16 protein-coding genes are annotated in these 18,191 nt (G+C 40.0%); 7 read left to right on the top strand and 9 right to left on the bottom strand.

Annotated elements, in window-relative coordinates; all coding sequences use genetic code 11:
• Positions 1–324 precede the first annotated feature (324 nt).
• The 9 genes from EWV84_RS17865 to EWV84_RS17905 all read right to left on the bottom strand — a co-directional run bounded on the left by EWV84_RS17865 (position 325) and on the right by EWV84_RS17905 (position 9,956).
• Positions 325–1,056 (bottom strand): FkbM family methyltransferase, encoded by a 732-nt coding sequence (locus EWV84_RS17865; protein WP_287079103.1) that lies wholly within the window; start codon positions 1,054–1,056, stop codon positions 325–327.
• A 19-nt stretch (positions 1,057–1,075) separates the two neighbouring features.
• Complete coding sequence (locus EWV84_RS17870) at positions 1,076–1,858, bottom strand: class I SAM-dependent methyltransferase (RefSeq protein ID WP_287079104.1); 783 nt, start codon at positions 1,856–1,858, stop codon at positions 1,076–1,078.
• A 26-nt stretch (positions 1,859–1,884) separates the two neighbouring features.
• Positions 1,885–2,631, bottom strand: coding sequence for an FkbM family methyltransferase (locus tag EWV84_RS17875; RefSeq protein WP_287079105.1), 747 nt, complete (start codon positions 2,629–2,631; stop codon positions 1,885–1,887).
• A gap of 195 nt (positions 2,632–2,826) precedes the next feature.
• The gene (locus EWV84_RS17880; protein WP_287079106.1) at positions 2,827–3,579 is read right to left on the bottom strand and encodes a class I SAM-dependent methyltransferase; all 753 of its coding nucleotides are present in this window, start codon (positions 3,577–3,579) and stop codon (positions 2,827–2,829) included.
• Between the two features lie 71 nt (positions 3,580–3,650).
• A complete protein-coding gene (locus EWV84_RS17885; protein ID WP_287079107.1) occupies positions 3,651–4,964 on the bottom strand; it encodes an FkbM family methyltransferase in 1,314 nt (437 codons plus the stop codon).
• Between the two features lie 26 nt (positions 4,965–4,990).
• A complete protein-coding gene (locus EWV84_RS17890) occupies positions 4,991–8,053 on the bottom strand; it encodes an FkbM family methyltransferase (protein WP_287079108.1) in 3,063 nt (1,020 codons plus the stop codon).
• Between the two features lie 91 nt (positions 8,054–8,144).
• Entirely contained in the window at positions 8,145–8,330 is a 186-nt protein-coding gene (locus tag EWV84_RS17895) for a hypothetical protein (protein ID WP_287079109.1), read from the bottom strand.
• Positions 8,324–9,268, bottom strand: coding sequence for a PhzF family phenazine biosynthesis protein (locus EWV84_RS17900; RefSeq protein ID WP_287079110.1), 945 nt, complete (start codon positions 9,266–9,268; stop codon positions 8,324–8,326). Before EWV84_RS17900 ends, EWV84_RS17895 begins: the two co-directional genes overlap by 7 nt.
• A 214-nt stretch (positions 9,269–9,482) precedes the next feature.
• Positions 9,483–9,956: a hypothetical protein gene (locus EWV84_RS17905; RefSeq protein WP_045358069.1), complete on the bottom strand. Its 474-nt coding sequence runs from the start codon at positions 9,954–9,956 to the stop codon at positions 9,483–9,485.
• 61 nt (positions 9,957–10,017) lie between these two features.
• On the opposite strand from EWV84_RS17905, the gene EWV84_RS17910 reads away from it, so the two are divergent.
• The 7 genes from EWV84_RS17910 to EWV84_RS17940 all read left to right on the top strand — a co-directional run bounded on the left by EWV84_RS17910 (position 10,018) and on the right by EWV84_RS17940 (position 17,764).
• Positions 10,018–11,340 (top strand): aminopeptidase P N-terminal domain-containing protein, encoded by a 1,323-nt coding sequence (locus EWV84_RS17910; RefSeq protein ID WP_287079111.1) that lies wholly within the window; start codon positions 10,018–10,020, stop codon positions 11,338–11,340.
• A 112-nt stretch (positions 11,341–11,452) separates the two neighbouring features.
• Positions 11,453–12,016 carry a Uma2 family endonuclease gene (locus tag EWV84_RS17915; RefSeq protein WP_287079112.1) on the top strand — a complete coding sequence of 188 codons (564 nt, stop codon included), beginning with the start codon at positions 11,453–11,455 and terminating at the stop codon, positions 12,014–12,016.
• 23 nt (positions 12,017–12,039) lie between these two features.
• The gene (locus EWV84_RS17920; protein WP_287079113.1) at positions 12,040–12,606 is read left to right on the top strand and encodes a Uma2 family endonuclease; all 567 of its coding nucleotides are present in this window, start codon (positions 12,040–12,042) and stop codon (positions 12,604–12,606) included.
• Positions 12,607–12,620: 14 nt separating this feature from the next.
• Positions 12,621–14,639 carry an NAD-dependent DNA ligase LigA gene (gene ligA / locus EWV84_RS17925; protein ID WP_287079114.1) on the top strand — a complete coding sequence of 673 codons (2,019 nt, stop codon included), beginning with the start codon at positions 12,621–12,623 and terminating at the stop codon, positions 14,637–14,639.
• A gap of 278 nt (positions 14,640–14,917) precedes the next feature.
• Positions 14,918–16,555 (top strand): pentapeptide repeat-containing protein, encoded by a 1,638-nt coding sequence (locus EWV84_RS17930; protein ID WP_287079115.1) that lies wholly within the window; start codon positions 14,918–14,920, stop codon positions 16,553–16,555.
• Between the two features lies 1 nt (position 16,556).
• Positions 16,557–16,943: a hypothetical protein gene (locus tag EWV84_RS17935; RefSeq protein ID WP_287079116.1), complete on the top strand. Its 387-nt coding sequence runs from the start codon at positions 16,557–16,559 to the stop codon at positions 16,941–16,943.
• Between the two features lie 359 nt (positions 16,944–17,302).
• A complete protein-coding gene (locus EWV84_RS17940; protein WP_287079117.1) occupies positions 17,303–17,764 on the top strand; it encodes a DUF2996 domain-containing protein in 462 nt (153 codons plus the stop codon).
• Positions 17,765–18,191: the final 427 nt, after the last annotated feature.

Below are 18,191 nucleotides of genomic sequence, written 5' to 3' on the forward strand. Positions count from 1 at the left end.
GTTCAACCTTATTTCCTAGAAAGTTTTACTCGTTCAAGGCCGAATTTGAAGTCTTTTCTGAACGAAACCCCTTACTATCTGTTGTCAAGGTTCAGTTTTTAGCTTGGTTATCGCTTTTTACATTGTAGCTTAAAGCCGTCCTAAAAGGACGGGGTTTTAACCCAAATTTTCGATAAATGCTTACTAACCCATTGAAAAACTACTACTATCATAGCCCACGGAATCCTACAGTTGAGGGATAGGCGGTAAAATTTAACATTGTGTGACGATTGGCCTTATAGGTATCGGCAAGGGACTTGTAGGCAGAATTCGTCATGGGTGGCTCTAGTAGTACCAGTTGGGGGTTAGCCCTAAACGAGTATTGATAAAAACACAGTCTAGGGTCGCCAAAACGCCGTCTTCCCCACGGTAGGTATCGCCAATATCCCAGAGACGAAAGCCTAGGGGCTGTAGCCAACAAATGATTTCAGTTAACAGAGGCGTGTTTTTGCCATAGCCTCGATAGAGCCAACACTCTAGCAGGAGAATGTCCACTCTTGGCAGGGTGTTAATCGCCCCTTTCAGAATAGACAGTTCGTAGCCTTGGGTATCGATTTTAATGACTTGAGGATGAGGTAAACTGAGGGATGCAATCATCTCATCGACCGTGGCCATGGCCACGATTGCAGTGGTTACATCTAGTCCTGTGCTACTTAAATCTAAAGCACTACTGGCCACCAGATTGGGGAAGATATTCATGGTGACTTCGCCACTTTTTTCGCCTAAAGCTAGGGTATGAAGCTGAAAATTAGGGTATGAACGGAGATTTTCTTGGATAATCGCTTGATAGGCGGGAGCATAGTTGATTAGAGGCTCAAATAGATGAAATTCCGCCGTGGGAAGCACTTCATGGATGTCTTTTGACCAAGAACCATCAGAAGCACCAACATCAAAGATAACTTGCGGTTGATAGCCCAAGTTTTTCAGTCTTTGAAATACTTCCATATCCAATTGGGCAAATCTAGCTTTGGTTTTATAGGTTTCCCCCACGGATTTATAATCGGGATTTTCAACCATTGTTCTTTCCTTGGCTAGGTTACTTAATGGCAATGTAGGTATGGGCAGCTGCTAAAAGCTCATCTTTTGTATAACCTTTTGCATTTAGTTCCTCCAGAATTTCATCGGTTAATAAGTTCTCGCCGTCCTGCCAAATTTCATTTCTGATGATGTAGGAAACATCCAAAGGTTCAACAGATTTTAGGTATTGAGTTGATGGTCGAAAATTAAAATAATCGGAAAACATAAAATTTACTAAATTTTCTGCGTAGCTATTTTGGTCGTCTTTAATTAAAGGTACAGAAAGCAAATTAAGTTTTTCCAGCAGCTCAACAAAGGGAACTATATCCTGAAGAGTTTTATGTTGGTTAAGATACTCTAATATTTGATTTTTTGCTAATCTTAAGTGAATCCAGGGATAATCTGAAAACAAGCCATACTGATGATGACCATAGTAAGAATTCCACAGAGACGCACCAACACAGTAAATTAATCCTCCCGGTTTAGTCACACGAAACATTTCAGCAAAGGCTGCTTCAATGTTAAGAATATGCTCCATTGTTGCCGCCGAAAAGACTATGTCATAATAGTTATCGGGCCGAGACATTGCTTCGGCTGACTCCTTAAAATAGGTGACTTTCTCGTTAACAAATCCTGTGCCAATTTCTGCACAGATATCAAGTCCATGTACTGCGGCTGACTGAAGGAAAAGTTGACAGTCTCTACCATCATTACAGCCAACAATTAGGACTTTTTTTGTGTGCAGTTTATGACTCGGCACATACTTGAGACAATCTCTGGCATAATAATCTAAATATCCCATAAAGCTCCTGACAATTAATAAGTGACTTAGGCGTAGTACCAATCGGGCATTAGGCCGGATTTATTGTTGATAAAAAAGCAGTCCAATGTGGCTAAAATTCCCTCTTCATTGCGATAGGGGTCTCCCAGATCCCAAAGTCGAAAGTTATAGGACAACAACCAGTCAACAATTTCAGTTAACAGGGGGGTGTTTGGTCCGTAGCCTCGATAGAGCCAACATTCTAGAACTAAAATATCCACATGGGGCAGCGTTTTTTCTGCCCCTTTAAGTATCGATAATTCACTGCCTTGAGTATCGATTTTAATAACTTGTGGAATTGGTAGGTTCAACGTGGCAATGGCATCATCTAAAGTCAGTTGTTGGACTTTAACAGGAGTCGTCCGTACACCAGTATTGGTCATATCTAACGCTGTACTACTGACCACGCTATCGGCAAAGACATTCATGGTGATTTCCGCTGTTTTTTCTCCCAAAGCAATTTTGTGTAATTTAAAGGAAGGATATATTTCTAGGGCTTTTTCAAGGAACTCTTGATAGTCAGAGCAGTGGTCTATGAGAGGTTCAAATAAATAAAATTCTGCCTCTGGTAAAATTCTTTTGATATAACAAGACCAACCACTATTGGAGGCTCCGACATCAAAAATAACTCTAGGTTCATGACCTAGTTTTTTAAGCCGTCTAAAAGTTTGTCGGACTTCCTGCAAAACTTGATCGTCCAAGTCATCCATCATTTTTTGGTAATCTTCGTTAAATTGATTAGTTTTGTTAGTCATAATTGAAACAGTTAACAAGCAGTTGTTTTTGAGAAACTAATTAATCTACTATAGCAGTTATCTTAATGGTGAAGTAGGAAGTCTCTGGTTTTAGGAAACGCCAGAACTGCGGAACGCCGAAACAGTAGCTGGTGGTGCAGAGATGATGGCAAATTCTGTCATACTTCATCTTTATAAGCAACGCTGTCAGTCCAACTAGATTAGGATTTTGCTGCCATCTTCATCTAATCCTACAAAATCTTTCCCTTGATATTCCCGCAAACCAAAGCAGTTAAAATCTCCCGGTCTAGAAGTTTTATAAAGAGTGATTTTTCCCGAATAATTTATCATCGATAAATCATTATGAAAATTCTCCAATAAATAACGAAGATAGTTATCACAGTAATAGGGGCGAGCTAAATAACCTTTATTAAAACCACACAGGAAAAGTTTCAGGGAAAAAGGAAATTGATCGAGAAAGTTAAAAACTGCGGCTGTCACCTGGGGATAACTGGGGTTAAAAAAGTCATCGATACAGATTATTCCCTCCTCACTCAAAAGCTGATTAGCAATTTGTAAATCATTAAAACAAGCAGAACCGGAATGGGCTCCATCTATGTGTATCCATCTACAGCTTGAAAAAAACTGGTGAAGATTAGCTTCATTTTGCCAAAAATTTTGAGATTTACATCGATAAAAATTACTGTTAGAGTGTAAATTCTTGAGAAGCTCTTGGGCTTCGTCAAACATAATTAAGTCAACTAATAGACAAGTTTCTTCGGGGTTAGCATGAAGACAAGATAAAATAGCTGATTTTCCTTTCCAAACTCCTATTTCTAAAAAATTCCCTTTGATATAATGGCTGCTTTGATAATTTAGTAAGCAATCCCAAGTAATAGCCGCTTGCTCTAGAAAAAAACCTTCGACAGAGGCGGCTCTACTGATATATTCGCTAAATTTACTACCCATATATTTACTCCTTTGTGGCCATTTAATTATTAATTCCTGAAGTTATTGTCGATAAAAATCTCCTTTTTTGGCTAAGCTGAAAAATAAGTAGCTGGCATAACGGAAGCAGACCAAAGTAAGGCTTGATGGAAGACATGATAATCTTGGAAAAAGAAAACATTGCCCCAAGAATTATCGAGAGAATAGGCAGAATTACAGTAATAACTAACGTCGGAACTGCCCCAAATACGATAGATAACTAGATGCCAATGATAATCTCTTTCCTTCATGGCATTAACTAAATCTGGTAATTGATTCATCGCTCCCGAACGACCAAAGGGGAAATTTTGATCCCAAAATTCCGCAACTACCACAGGATAACGATAGTTGCCCATACCTTTGATCACTTCTAAATCAAAGCCTTCTGTATCAATTTTAACTAAACCAATATCTTTAGGTAATTCCTCGGCATCGTGAAGACTAGCTAGGGTTTTAACGGTGACGGGAATAGTATCGGTAAATACTAAACCTTCCGAAAGAGAATGCTTGGTTAAACTGCTATAAAAGCTGGCATCTTGATAGGTGTTGTCTGGGGTTTCATCGGTGGCTATATGGAGTTCTTGGGTTTGATTTTCGGAACCGATAGCTAAGGGAAAAAGCCGAAAATTAGGATGATTACCGAGGCGATTTTTGAGCTTATCGATGACGGGAGGAAAAGGTTCAAAGGCATAAACTTGATAACCAGCTTGTAGGAGACGACTAGAAACATCGCCCCGATTAGCACCAATATCTACTGCAAGACGATGGGGAAGATAGGAATATAAATAAGTCATTAATTCGATGTCTAAATCTTGGAAATATTTTTGATCGATAATGACTTTGTATTTTTGAGCGTGGATATCTTCCAATATTTTCTGGTTATCTTCTTGAATTTTTTGAATAACACTGAGAATAAAGTCAATCTGCTGGTGATTGCTGGCTGCGTTTTTTTGGATAGTATCAAGAATTAATCCGCTTTGCTGGTAGGTGGTTTTTTGGGAATCTTCGTGATTTTTTAGCAGGGTATTCAGAATCAATTCCCCTTTTTGTTTCCAGTCTTCCGTTAATAATTGGAGATTTTTAACTATATCTACGGAAAACTTGAGCAAAAAGGCTTGATTTTCCATTGATAAATCAGCCTTTCGCCTGGTTTCTGCATTTTCTTGTCGGATTTGCTCCGTGGAGTTATTAAGTTGGTCAACTTTAAAATCTAAGGGATCAAGCTGATTAAGTTTCTCCAGTTTTTCGAGTTTTTGAATTTGTTCGAGTTGGACATGACTGAGGGAATCGAGTTTTTCTAGAAATAAATCTTTGACTGCTTTAACTCGCTGAACTATTTTATTTTTGGCTAATAATTGTTTCATCATTTTGGCTAGTGATTAGGTAAATTGTATTAAGCTTGACTGGGGGAATTTTCAATTTTGCGGCTAGTTTCAGGAACTAACAAATCTTGGCGAATAAAAACCACTTCCTTTTGGAGGAGGGTGCCATCAATGGGGGATCTCCATTCGCCGGTTTCGTCATAATAACGGAAACCAAGCTGAGCCAAAAGATTAAGCATTTCATTGAAAACGAGAGCGTCCTGATCATAGCGAATAAAGGAAAGTTCAGCAACGACTAAATCCACCTGAGCGATCAATTCTTGGGCTCCTTCTAAGACTATATGCTCGGCACATTGCACGTCTAATTTTAATATTCCTCTGCCAGAAATTTGCTGATCTTTCGCCACCTGATCGAGGGTTTTTACTGCCACTGTAATCGTTTCATAGTTTCTAAAATCGGCGGGAGTGAGCAAGGAACTACCGTACAAATCGGGGGAAACTTGAAAACTTAACTGACCAGCTTGATTAGAAATGGCAATTTCTAGTAATTCGGCTTTAGGAATATTACAGATATAGTAATTTCTGGCCGATTGCTCGTATTTTGAGATTAGCGGATCGATGAGGATAAAGCGAGCTTCAGGGAATAATTGACTGGCGGTATGAGACCAAATACCGTGGGAAGCTCCCACATCAACCACAAAATCAGGCTGATATTTTTGCCCTCGTAAACGTCGCATGACTTGATAGACTTGAGCATAATCTTTATAAATAATTGAGGGAACGGGGGGTTCAATAAAGTGAACTAAATCGATCGGCGATCGAGGTAAAATCGCTTCAAATCTGTCATCGACTGCCTGTTCTTTTTCTAGGGACTGCCACACCCATTTATCAATCCCTTGATCGGAGAATTTTGCCGCTACTTTAACGGCATTTTCTCGCATTCTTTGCTGATTTTCAGGGTTAAGAACATAGTCCACGGCTGCTCCCAAACTTTCAGGTGTATAATCACAAACCACACCGATTTGAAAGCGATTAATAAAGTTAGCCGCCGAGGTTTTATTACTGCCTAAAAGAATTACCGGGGTGTTAGCGGTGGCCAGGTTAAAAATAATCCGGCCGGGTAAACTAAGACGAGACAATTCTGTACGATCATCTCTTTCGTCCATGGTTCCCGTGGGAACAATAACAAAGGGATATGCTTGTAGTTGTTGTCCTAGTTGTTCTTCGGCATAAAGTCCTTGGCTATAAAGTCCCCATTTTTCTAATTCTGCGGGAGATTCTTTGAGCCAACAATACTTAGAATTGCCATACCAATCTAGTTTAATCCCTGCCCCTTGAATACTCTCTAAAAGAGATTGGAACCATTGGGGACTCCAAATGCTCCCTAATAAAGCTCCCCATTTTTCTTGACAGCGTTGGGGAGAAACTTGGGCAACTTCACTATTAATGAGACGGTGGGGAACGATCGCCGGTAGGAGCCAAAATTTGTAGCCGTACTTATTCTCGTAAGCGTCGCGCAGTTCGGGATGGGTGGCAAAACGAACGGAACATTTGCTTAAAAACTCTTTCATTAAAGCATCGGGAATCTCCTGAACGCAGATATTCTGATCGTCCATGATGTAGGTGGCAAGGGGTACATTAAATAATTCCTTAATAGCGATCGCTGTCAGAATGTCGCTGGCGTAATAAGGGACACAAAAAACGCTCTCAATCTGGTTGTGTCCAAGAGTTTGTAGCACTGACTGAAAGACTTGCGCTCGCGATAGTTCCCGGTGATCGAGAAGAAGACTGAAAGCCCCAAAATTCTGTTCACCACCGTAGTGATCAGCGGAACGTATGGAAATAATTTGACGATTATCAGGAAAGATTCTTTTTACTAGGGCCCCTGTGCCGTGCTGTTGATTGACTTCACAGGGGGTAATGACAGCATTGCCGCAGATGTAGTGGTTCTGGAAGATAGCAAAGCGATCATCGATGGGTTTTCCCTGTTCTAATGATCGCCAGAGCCAATCGTCAAAATGATCGGCTTTTAAACTTTTGGCTAATTGATGACTAGCCTGACGAAGTTTTAGTTGATAGTTATAGGTGCTGAGTTTGGCGATTTCTGTTAAGAAACTTGCGGCGGCATAATCACAGACAGAACCGAGATTATACTCTTGCACAAATTTAGCTGCAGCACTATCCTTCTGACCTACCACCAGAATGGGGGTGTTAGCGGCAGCGACGATAAAAGGGATGCGGGAGGGTAAGCTCAAATAGGAGAATTCTGGCCGATCCTGTTCTTCTGGGGAACTGCCAGTGGGAACAAGAGCAAAAGGAGCTTGACGTAGGTGGTTAATTAGGTCAGCTTGGGGACAGTACCCTTGAAAGAAAATTCCATCCTGCGCTAATTCTTCCTCTTGGAATTGCAACCATTGACGATTGGGATTACCATACCAATCAATTTTTATTTGGGATTCCCGACACAATTGACGCAGTTTTTCTAACCAATTCTGAGACCAAATATTACCAATTAAAATGCCTCGCCCCATCAGATCAGGCATGACAATTTCAGGGGGAAACAGATAGCTTTCGACGACGGGAGGGATAAACCAGATTTTCTGCCCATATTTTTTTTCATAGGCTTGGCACAAGGGCAGAGAAATGCCTAAAATTAGATCGCTGCTATCGAGTAATTTCTGAACGGCTTCATCGTCAACGCCATCAACATAGACATTCTGATCATCCATCAGGTAGGTACAAACCGGGACTTGAAAGAGAGATTTAATCGCTGTGGCTACAAAAAAATCTTCGATAAAGTAGGGAATTACTAGGACTCTTTTCGGTTTTAAATAAATAAATAAATTTTGGATTTTTACTAAAATTTCCCCGTAGGAACAACCGCGCACATCTAGACAAAAATTATGGATGCCAAAATCCTGCTCCCCTCCGTAGAGATTAGTGGTTCGTAAGGAGACTATGCCACTGGTATCAGGAAAAACTCTTTTTAAAAGAACTCCCACCCCGTGCTGTTCATTGATTTCGTTTGAAGATACTATAATATCATAACTTTCCTGGAATTTGTCGGCAAAATTATTTAAGTCGTTTAACGACAAACTAAGTTCTTTTTGTAGTTCCTGATAAGAGATGATCATAATGATTAATTTTAATAGGCTTTAACTATAGACATTCCCTTGCCTCTGACAGATTTTCTCGGAAAAATAAAGTATAACTTCATTTTGCCTACTACACCGTCATCAAGATAACTGCCGTTTTTTTCTTGGTTATCTCTCTAGAAATTTTATATTTTTGGATATACCCTGTCAAGTTCATTCTCATCCATCCCACAAAAACGAGATTGAGCCCTGCAAGGCTTAATGTTTTAATATTGTTCATCTCCTTTTTACTAACTTCGGCAACCGCTCTCACCATGACCTTTTTATATCGCTTTTTGTTTCCCCATCAGGAATTATCATCTTGCCTTGGCAGACTAGAACTGATGCACCACCCACAGAAACTTCCGTAATGTCACGGTGGTTTTTCTGAAACTTTAATTGTATGTTGCTGGGTCTGCCCATTTCCACTCCTTGGATTATCGTCCATTGATTCATCCCTTCCCTAGAAGATTCTAAGGCCCCTAGATACCCAGCTAAAGCGGCCACAGCCGAACCGGTAGCCGGATCTTCCATAACTCCTAAACCGGGGGCAAACATTCGCCCATAGAGACGAGATTGGGGTGATTCTGGGTCAAAACAGCAGACAAAAAGGGAATTAGCGGCGGATTGGGCGAGTAAAGATGACCAGAGGCTTAAATTAAGTTTGATTCTCCCTAAAGTTTCCCGATTTTGCACGGGAATGAATAAAAAAGGGAGACCACAGGAAAAGGCGCGGGGGGGATAACCGGGTAAGAAATCGGCAACGCTTAGGGAAAGAATCGCCGCTAAATCATCGAGAGCATAATTATCCGCCACCAATTCTGGCAATTGTGCCACTTTTAACTCACTATAGACCGGTTTTTCCCCCTCCATGATAATTTTCACTGGTACTAAACCGACTCCTTCCTCCAGATAAATCGTGGTTTCTTGGTGGGGGGGAATAGCCGCGATTAGGGCTAAAATATAGGCTGTGCCGACGGTAGGATGACCAGCAAAGGGTAATTCGGTACTGGGGGTGAAAATCAGGACTTTTTTAGTGCCTTGGGGCGTTTCTGGCGGAAAAACGAAGACTGTCTCCGAGAAGTTAAATTCGGCGGCGATTTTTTGCATCTGGGTGCGGGTTAATCCAGATGCTTCCGGAAAAACCGCCAGAGGATTACCGCCAAAAATGCGATCGCTAAAAACATCGGCGGTATAGTAGGAATAGGTAGGCACGCGGGGAATAGGGCAACAATTATCGGAGAATTTTCTTATCTTACACCTATTTTCACCAGTTACCGCCCTGGCGCTCTGTCTAGGGATAGATTCTCCTTGTCAGTCCTGTTGGTTTCTATTAAGAAATAATTAAAATACAGAGTTTTTCATAAAGATAAGGTATGTCTTGATAGGGCATCGTCTCGGAGTCTCCTAATAACTGCTATAGCCTCTACTACTTATTCGGTTCTAATCTGGCTAATAAACTGACTAACTTATCTCTGACGGAATTGTGAGTGTATTCGTCTTCAGGGTGAGGTTTTTGATTGGGTTGTTGAAAATAGGGACGTTCCCCGTATAATTGTCCCCATTTCACATCGACTCGGTGTACTAATTCATAGAGTAATTCTTGATTGTCTAAAATTTCTTCTAGGATTAACTGCAAAGCTTGAACAGGATTATCTAAATTTTGACTGACTTTGGTTAATTCTTCATCAACGATAAGCTGTAAAATTATCTGCAAAGCTCCCGAAGAATCCCCTAAATTAGCGGCAATAAACTGTTTAATTTCAGTCTTTACCTGCACTAATTTGGGGACAGGAGATTCCCCTTTGAGGAAATCCGCCCCCTCTTGAGCGATAAAATCTGCTAGGGTAAACTCGCGCCTTTCGATGATATCTTGGGAAAAATCCGGTTCTTCAGGTGTCATAAACTAAAAAGATTAGCGATAATAGAATCTAAGACTTATTGTGACATTTTTAGGAATATCTATGGGCATCGATCGCAGAGAGTTTCAGCACCGTCGTCAGCAGGTAATGGAAAAAATCGGCAATGGAACCGCAATTTTTCGCAGTGCGCCCATGGCGGTCATGCACAATGACGTAGAATACACCTATCGTCAGGATAGTGACTTTTTTTACCTGACAGGATTTAATGAACCGGATGCGGTGGCGATTTTAGCACCCCATCACCCCGAACATCAGTTTATCCTGTTTGTGCAGCCAAAAGACCCAGAAAAAGAAACTTGGACCGGCTATCTCCACGGTGTGGAAGGAGCAAAGGAGATTTTTGGTGCTGATGAGGCCTATTCTATCCAAGAATTGGAGGAAAAATTACCCCAATATCTCGAAAAAGCCGAACGAATTTATTATCATCTCGGACGGGACAAAACCTTTAATACAAACGTTCTTAATCACTGGCAAAAATTAATCGCCACTTTTCCCCGTCGCGGCACCGGACCGACTGCTTTAGAGGATACTAATTTTATTCTCCATCCTTTGCGCTTGCTGAAAACCGAGGCCGAATTGGACAATATTCGCAAAGCAACCGCTATTTCGGCCCAGGCACATAATCGCGCCAGAGAATTCACCAAAGTTGGTCACTATGAGTATCAAATTCAAGCGGAAATTGAGCATACTTTTCGTCTAGAAGGGGGTATGGGTCCTGCTTATCCTTCTATTGTTGCTAGTGGTGCTAATGCCTGTATTCTGCACTATATCAACAATGATCGCCAAGTACAAGAAAATGAGCTTTTGTTAATTGATGCCGGTTGTGCCTACAATTACTATAACGGTGATATTACCCGCACTTTTCCCGTTAATGGTAAATTTACCCCCGAACAAAAAATTATCTATGAAATTGTTCTAGAAGCTCAATTAAAGGCGATTGAAGTGGTAAAAACTGGTAATCCTTATAATCTTTTTCATGACACAGCCGTGAGGACAATTGTGGAAGGATTAGTGGATTTAGGGCTATTGGTTGGCCCCATTGATGAGATAATTAAAGAGGAAAAATATAAGCCTTTTTATATGCACAGAACCGGCCATTGGTTAGGATTAGATGTCCATGATGCAGGAGGTTATAAAGTTAACGAAGAAACTTGGCAAACTTTGCAGCCCGGTCATGTTTTAACCGTGGAACCGGGGATTTATATCGCTCCCGATATTAAAGCTGCTGAAGGACAGCCGGAAGTGCCGGAAAAATGGCGGGGTATCGGTATCCGTATCGAAGATGATGTGTTAGTTACTGCCACAGGAAATGAGGTTTTAACTGCAACAGTTCCCAAAAAAGTTGAGGATATCGAATCTAAGTAAAAAGCTAGGTGTTAAAAATTGTCAGATTCCCCCTAACCCCCTTATTAAGGGGGGATCAAAGGCAAAATTTATCTTCAAAGGAGATTCAATTAAGTTTTTTCTAGAGATTATCATGATTGCTACCAAAGAAAAATTATATACCTTTGCGGAATATTTAAATTATCGGGACTCCACAGATAATAAATACGAATTATTTAACGGAGAATTAATTTCTATGCCTCCCGCTAGTGGCTTTCATGCTTTGATACTTAGAGCTATATTTAAGGTGTTAGAAAGGGAAATAGAGAGGCTACAATTAGACTGGCAAGTTATGCCCGCTACGGTGGGAATTCGCACCGATAAAGCTAAATCGAGAATTCCAGATTTAATGATTTTAACTGCCGAACAATGTCAAGAGATTAGAAATATGACCACAGCAGTAATTGAATTTCCTCCCCTGTTAGTTGTAGAAATTGTTAGCCCCGATAATGCCGATGATGACTACCGTTATAAGCGTTCAGAATACGCAGTGAGAGGCATTCCTGAATACTGGATTATCGATACTATTGCTCTAAAAATATCAGTTTTAACCCTGATTTCGGGATTTTATGAACTGGCAGAATTTAACAACAAAGATAGGATAATGTCGGTAACATTTACCGATTTAGAATTAACTCCTCAAATGGTCTTTGAATAGTAAAATATTGGCGGGAGGTTATCATGATTGCTACCCAACAAAAAATATATACCTTTACAGAATATTTAAATTATCAGGACTGCACGGATAATAAGTACGAATTATTTAACGGAGAATTAATTACCATGCCTCCCGCTAGTGGCTTTCATGCCTTAATTCTTGCCTTTCTTTATAATTATTTAATAGCAGAAATTAAAAGATTAAATCTAACTTGGAAAGTTATGCCCGCTACGGTGGGAATTCGCACCGATAAAGCTAAATCGAGAATTCCAGATTTAATGATTTTAACTGCCGAACAATGTCAAGAGATTAGAAATATGACCACAGCAGTGATTGAATTTTCTCCCCTGTTAGTTGTAGAAATTGTTAGGCCCAGTAATGCCGACGATGACTACCGTTATAAGCGTTCAGAATACGCAGTGAGAGGCATTCCTGAATACTGGATTATCGATCCTATTGCTCTAAAAATATCAGTTTTAACCCTGATTTCGGGATTTTATGAACTGGCAGAATTTAACAAAGAAGATAGGATAATATCGGTAACATTTCCCGATTTACAATTAACTCCTCAAATGGTATTTGCCCAGTAGCATTATTAACGATTATGACTATCCCCTTAGAAATCCAACAACGTTGCCAACAACTAAAAACAGAACTACAAAGAGCCAGTTATGCTTATTATGTTCTCGATGATCCTTTTATACCCGATAGCGTTTATGATCAACTTTATCGGGAATTAGAGGACATAGAAAAGCGTTATCCTCAATTAATCACCCCCGATAGTCCCACCCAAAGAGTCGGGGATAAAATCTCTAGTCAATTCGTTTCTGTTCGTCATAATATTCCCCTGTATAGTCTCGAAAATGCCTTTAACCTCGAAGAATTAAATAAATGGGGCAGCCGTTGGCAGAGATATGTAAATGAAACCCAAGACACAAAATATGTGTGTGAACTAAAAATCGATGGTTCTGCATTAGCTTTAACCTACGAAAACGGTTTTTTCGTCAGAGGTGTTACTAGAGGAGATGGAGTCACTGGTGAAGATATTACCCCCAATGTGCGGACAATTCGCTCTATTCCTTTACGCTTAAATATAGATAATCCCCCAGCAATTGTGGAAGTGCGCGGCGAAGCTTTTTTACCCCTCGATACCTTCGATAAAATCAATCAAGAAAGAGAAGAAAAGGGTGAATCTCTCTTTGCTAATCCCCGCAATGCGGCAGCAGGAACCCTACGACAACTAGATCCGAAAATAGTTGATAAAAGACGCTTACAATTTTTTGCCTATACCCTGCATTTAGACGATAACAATATCACTACTCAATGGCAATCCTTAGATAGATTAGAAACCATGGGATTTCTGGTTAATCCCCACCGTCAACTCTGTCCATCCCTGCAAGAAGTGGCGCAATACTATCAAGATTGGCAAGAAAAACGTCATCAATTAGCCTACATGACCGATGGTGTCGTAGTCAAAATCAACGATTTACAGCGACAAAATCGGTTAGGATTCACTCAAAAATTCCCCCGGTGGGCCATCGCTTTAAAATATCCTGCCGAAGAAGTCCCCACAGTAGTTAAAGATATTATCGTCAACGTGGGACGCACCGGTGCGGTTACACCCATGGCGGTGATGGAACCGGTACAAGTCGCAGGAACCACCGTACAACGCGCTACTTTACATAATAGCGATCGAGTGGCCGAATTAGATATCCGCATCGGTGACACGGTAATTATCCGCAAAGCGGGGGAAATTATCCCAGAAGTGGTGAGAATCCTGCCCGAATTGCGTCCTCCCCAGACTTTACCCTTCCAGATGCCCACTAATTGCCCTGAATGTCAATCTCCCCTAGTTCGTCCGGTGGGGGAAGCGGTGACGCGCTGTGTCAATAGTTCCTGTCCGGCGATTTTGCGGGGAAGTGTAGTACACTGGGCTAGTCGCGATGCCCTCGATATCAGGGGATTAGGGGAAAAAGTGGTGATTTTGCTGATTGAACAGGGATTAGTTACCGCCATTTCTGACCTATACAGCCTCGAAAAAACGGAAATTGCCAAATTAGACCGAATGGGCGAGAAATCCGCCTTAAATTTGATTACAGCTATGGCTCAGAGCAAAAATCAAAGCTGGTCGAGGGTACTTTATGGGCTAGGAATTCGCTATGTGGGCAGCGTTAACGCCAAAATTCTCGCCGAAAGTTTTCGGACTGTGGAGGAGTTAGCTAACGCCAGCGTGACTAATTTAGCCTCTGTCTATGGTATCGGTGAAGAAATCGCTCAATCTGTCTATGATTGGTTTAGAATCGAGGCTAATCGGGATTTAGTCGCTAAATTACAGGCAGCGGGTTTACAATTTGCCGCAGCAGCAAAAACCACCACCACTAAAGCCACCTTAGCAGGGAAAACCTTTGTGATTACTGGCACTTTACCAACTCTCAAACGGGAGGAAGCGAAAGAATTAATCGAAAAAGCTGGGGGGAAAGTGACGGGTTCTGTCAGCAAAAAAAACGATTATTTAGTGCTAGGAGAAGCGGCGGGTTCTAAGCTAGAAAAAGCCCTAGAATTGGGCATTACTCAGCTAACCGAAGCACAATTACTCGAATTAATCGAATTCGGAAAAGTCTAGTAAAATCTGGATGGATTATTTCATCAACATAAAAGACAAGTTCATCCTTAAAAAATATCAACCGAACTGGGCGATAAACCTGATTTAATCCAGAAACAAACTCATCAGATAAACAGTAAATTTCTAACGACGAGAAAAGTAACATTATATTAAGTAAATATCTCTAGTTAAGGACTTTTTGCTATTCTGAGGAATAGGTACATAGTGCTAGTCCTCACGGATATTCAAACTCTCTCTAACTTTTTATAGAAAAACATAAATAACAGGTGGTTATAGTAATGATAACTTCAGATGTGGCTTCTTTGATTATCGGCATTGAAGAAAATGTGCAGCCAGAAAGCGCATATTATGGCAAGCCGGTCGAATGGCGAGAAAAATATCAAACGTGGCATTATGGAATTGGATTATCGGACACGCATTTCTTTAGTTTAGGAACTCTAGAAAAACAAGAACTGCAACTCCTAAAACGCCACGATATTCGTGATTTTGACCTGAGAATTCTTCCTGATGTTAAATCACCCTTTGAAAGCGACGAAGTTATAGAACGACTTAAATATGCTTTGAGATGGTTAGATGATTTACCAGAAAACTCATCTCAGAAAACAATTACAGGTAAGGGATTGGCTTTCCAGATATTGACAGGCAATCCAGATTATGAATATTCTAGAGATACAAAACCAATTCCCCCCGACCTAAGTTATGAGGATTATTTAAAGCAAAGTTGTCCGAAACTGAAGCCTAGTAAATATTTTCTTAAGAATCCTCAAGTTTGGGCTTATATGTTTTTGTTTATTTTTGTTTTATTTGCTGCAATTTTAACTCCTCCTTTATTTGATTTGATAAAAAATTTAATTGGTTCAATAGCTTGGCTTGAAAGTATAGATAATCTAGTGGAAAATATATCAAAAATATTGTTTTTCTTGTTAATTTTTATCATATCTTTCTTGCTTTGGAGGGTTTTTGTAATTATATCAAATTTTAAATGGTCGGGCTTTCAGAAAAAAAGTTTTTGGGATTGGCTACAATTATTGATAATACCCTTAATGTTAGCCCTGGGTGCTTTCTATCTGAATTCTGCAGCCGACTTTAGAGATTATCAAATTGCACAAGAGCAGAAACATCAGGAGATTCTGACGGATTATTTTTCCAAAATGCAAGATTTAATTGTAGAGACAAAAAAAAGCAAACAAACACCCGGTTCTAAAGAATCAAATTCAGAGGAAAGGTTACTGACAGAATTTAGACCGACCGCTCAAGCTTTAACTCTCTCTGTTTTAGAACAATTGGATGGTGAACGGAAAGGAAAAGTTATCATTTATTTAGCTGAATCTCAATTAATTACTGTTGATAATAACAAGCCATATCCTCAGCCAGAAATTAAATTAGATGGAACAAATCTCGATGATATAAAATTAGGAAATAATGGGCAAAGAAATAGCCTAAATGAGAAGGAGATGACAATAATAGACAAAATAAAAATCAGAAACGCTAACATGAAAAGAGCTAATTTGAGCGGATTCCAGTTGCTCGATTCAGAGCTAAACGGTTCTAATTTAGAGAATGCAACTTTAGAAAATGTGAATTTTACTGGTTCTACAATGATAGGTTCAAGATTCATCAATGGTAAAATTACCGATGTAAATTTTACTGATGTCACGTTAGGAAAAACTATATTTGATAATGTCAATCTCAAAAATATAACAATTTCCAATAAAACTAATTTTGATAATGCCTGTTTTACTAAAATTGACACATCTAATACCAAGCAAGGACCATATCTCCTAACAAAAGAACACTTGAAAAAACTAATAGACAAAAAAAATGTTTTAGAAGCTAAAACTTATCAAGAATGTATTCAGAAGATTAAAAATGCAATACAACAACAAAACTCAACAAATTTAACAGGAGCAGAATAGTATGAAGAATCAAGAGCGTTTAATTCTAGCTACTTTAATATTAAGTATTGGTCTTTCTGGCCAAGTATCTTCCCAAACTCAATCCCATGGTGTTATTTATGGTTCAGATCGAGGCATTCAAGAAGCACAATGGGAAATAGAACAACTGCCAAGACGATTGCCACAATATCGAAACCTTGATCGTTCATTATTTAAACGAAAAGGATTTTATGTGAGTGTCATCCTATTCCCAACCAAGCAAGATGCTGATAACGCTCTACCAATAATAGAGAATGAATATAAAAGAGGCTCATTTGTCAAATCTCTTAACGATTGGTGTCCCAATCGGAAAAACCCGAAAAAGAAAGATAAAGAAAGTGGCATAAGCTATTATGACTGCAAAATATGAGAAATCCTTATCAGAAAAACTAGGGTGATCGAGGAATGATCGCCCTACATTTATTTTGATGTTTGCTTTATAAATAAGCTCTAAGACTGGAGCAAATCTGCCGAAGCATTAAGTAGGGTTTGCGGCAAAAAGTTTTTCGGTGGGGGTAGGGTGTGGGGTGTGGGGGTTGGGGGTTGGGGGTTGGGGGTTGGGGAGAACAAAGCTGCCTTTTGCATGAGTCCCTTTTGCATGAGTGCCTTTTGCCTTCGTTAAGGGTCAAATTGATCGTCTGGATAAAAGCTGATAGCTAAAAAAACTGATAGCTGATAACCCGGGAGAAAATATAATTGTAGCTACCTACCCATTCCTGATTAATTCCTATGGCAGAAGAAACCACCACCCCCGCAACTCCGGCAGCAGCAGCAGAAAAACCGGCTCAACCTGCGGCTGCTAAAAAACCCAAGGAGCCTACCGTCGAGGAAAAACCCTTCGCTGAATTTATTGAGCAGCATTTTCAGCCCGCACTGGCGGCAGCCTTGCAAAAGCTGGGTATAACTGATATAAAGCTGTCCTTTAAACAGGATAAAATTCCCGTGCAGGGCTTTTCTAGCTCTCCCTGTTGGCAGTTAACTGGCAATTGGCTCGAGGGAATGCGTCAATTTAGCATTTATTTTTTAGAAGAAGACATCAATGGCAAAAAAGCTTTTTCTCAAGCTGAGGGCGGCGCTCAACCTAGTACCCTTGAATCATTTATGATCGATGAAAGGAAAGTTAGTCTTGATTTACTGTTGTTTTACACCAAGCAACGGCTTAACGGTCAAAAGTGGTTGACTAGAAACTAAAATTGCTGAGGATTAGCGATCGAGAAGGGGGGTTAACCACAGAAACCAAAAACCTACCTAAAACTTTTTCAAGTTACTCATTTCTGTAGCTAGATATAGCAGTTTTCATCAGAATGAGGTATGGGCAAGGGGCTTAAACCTTTTGTTAGCAAAACTTGTCGATACCTCATTAACGTGAAAAGCGCTATAACTAAAATAAGTAACTTTTGCCACCGATAGATTTTAAGAACGTTATCAGGTATAATCAGGACATGAAGCTAGTTGAAGGTCATATTATCGCCCAAAACCATCCCTTATGGTCAGAAATTGACCATTATGCCTTCTTGTCAAAAAATCTGTTCAATCTAGCTAACTACCATTATCGCCAATATTTCTTTGAAAACTCCCAAAAACTGAGTTTTAATCAACTCTATCATCTGGTATCTAA

This window comes from Microcystis sp. M_QC_C_20170808_M3Col (genome assembly GCF_007095505.1).
GTDB lineage: Bacteria > Cyanobacteriota > Cyanobacteriia > Cyanobacteriales > Microcystaceae > Microcystis.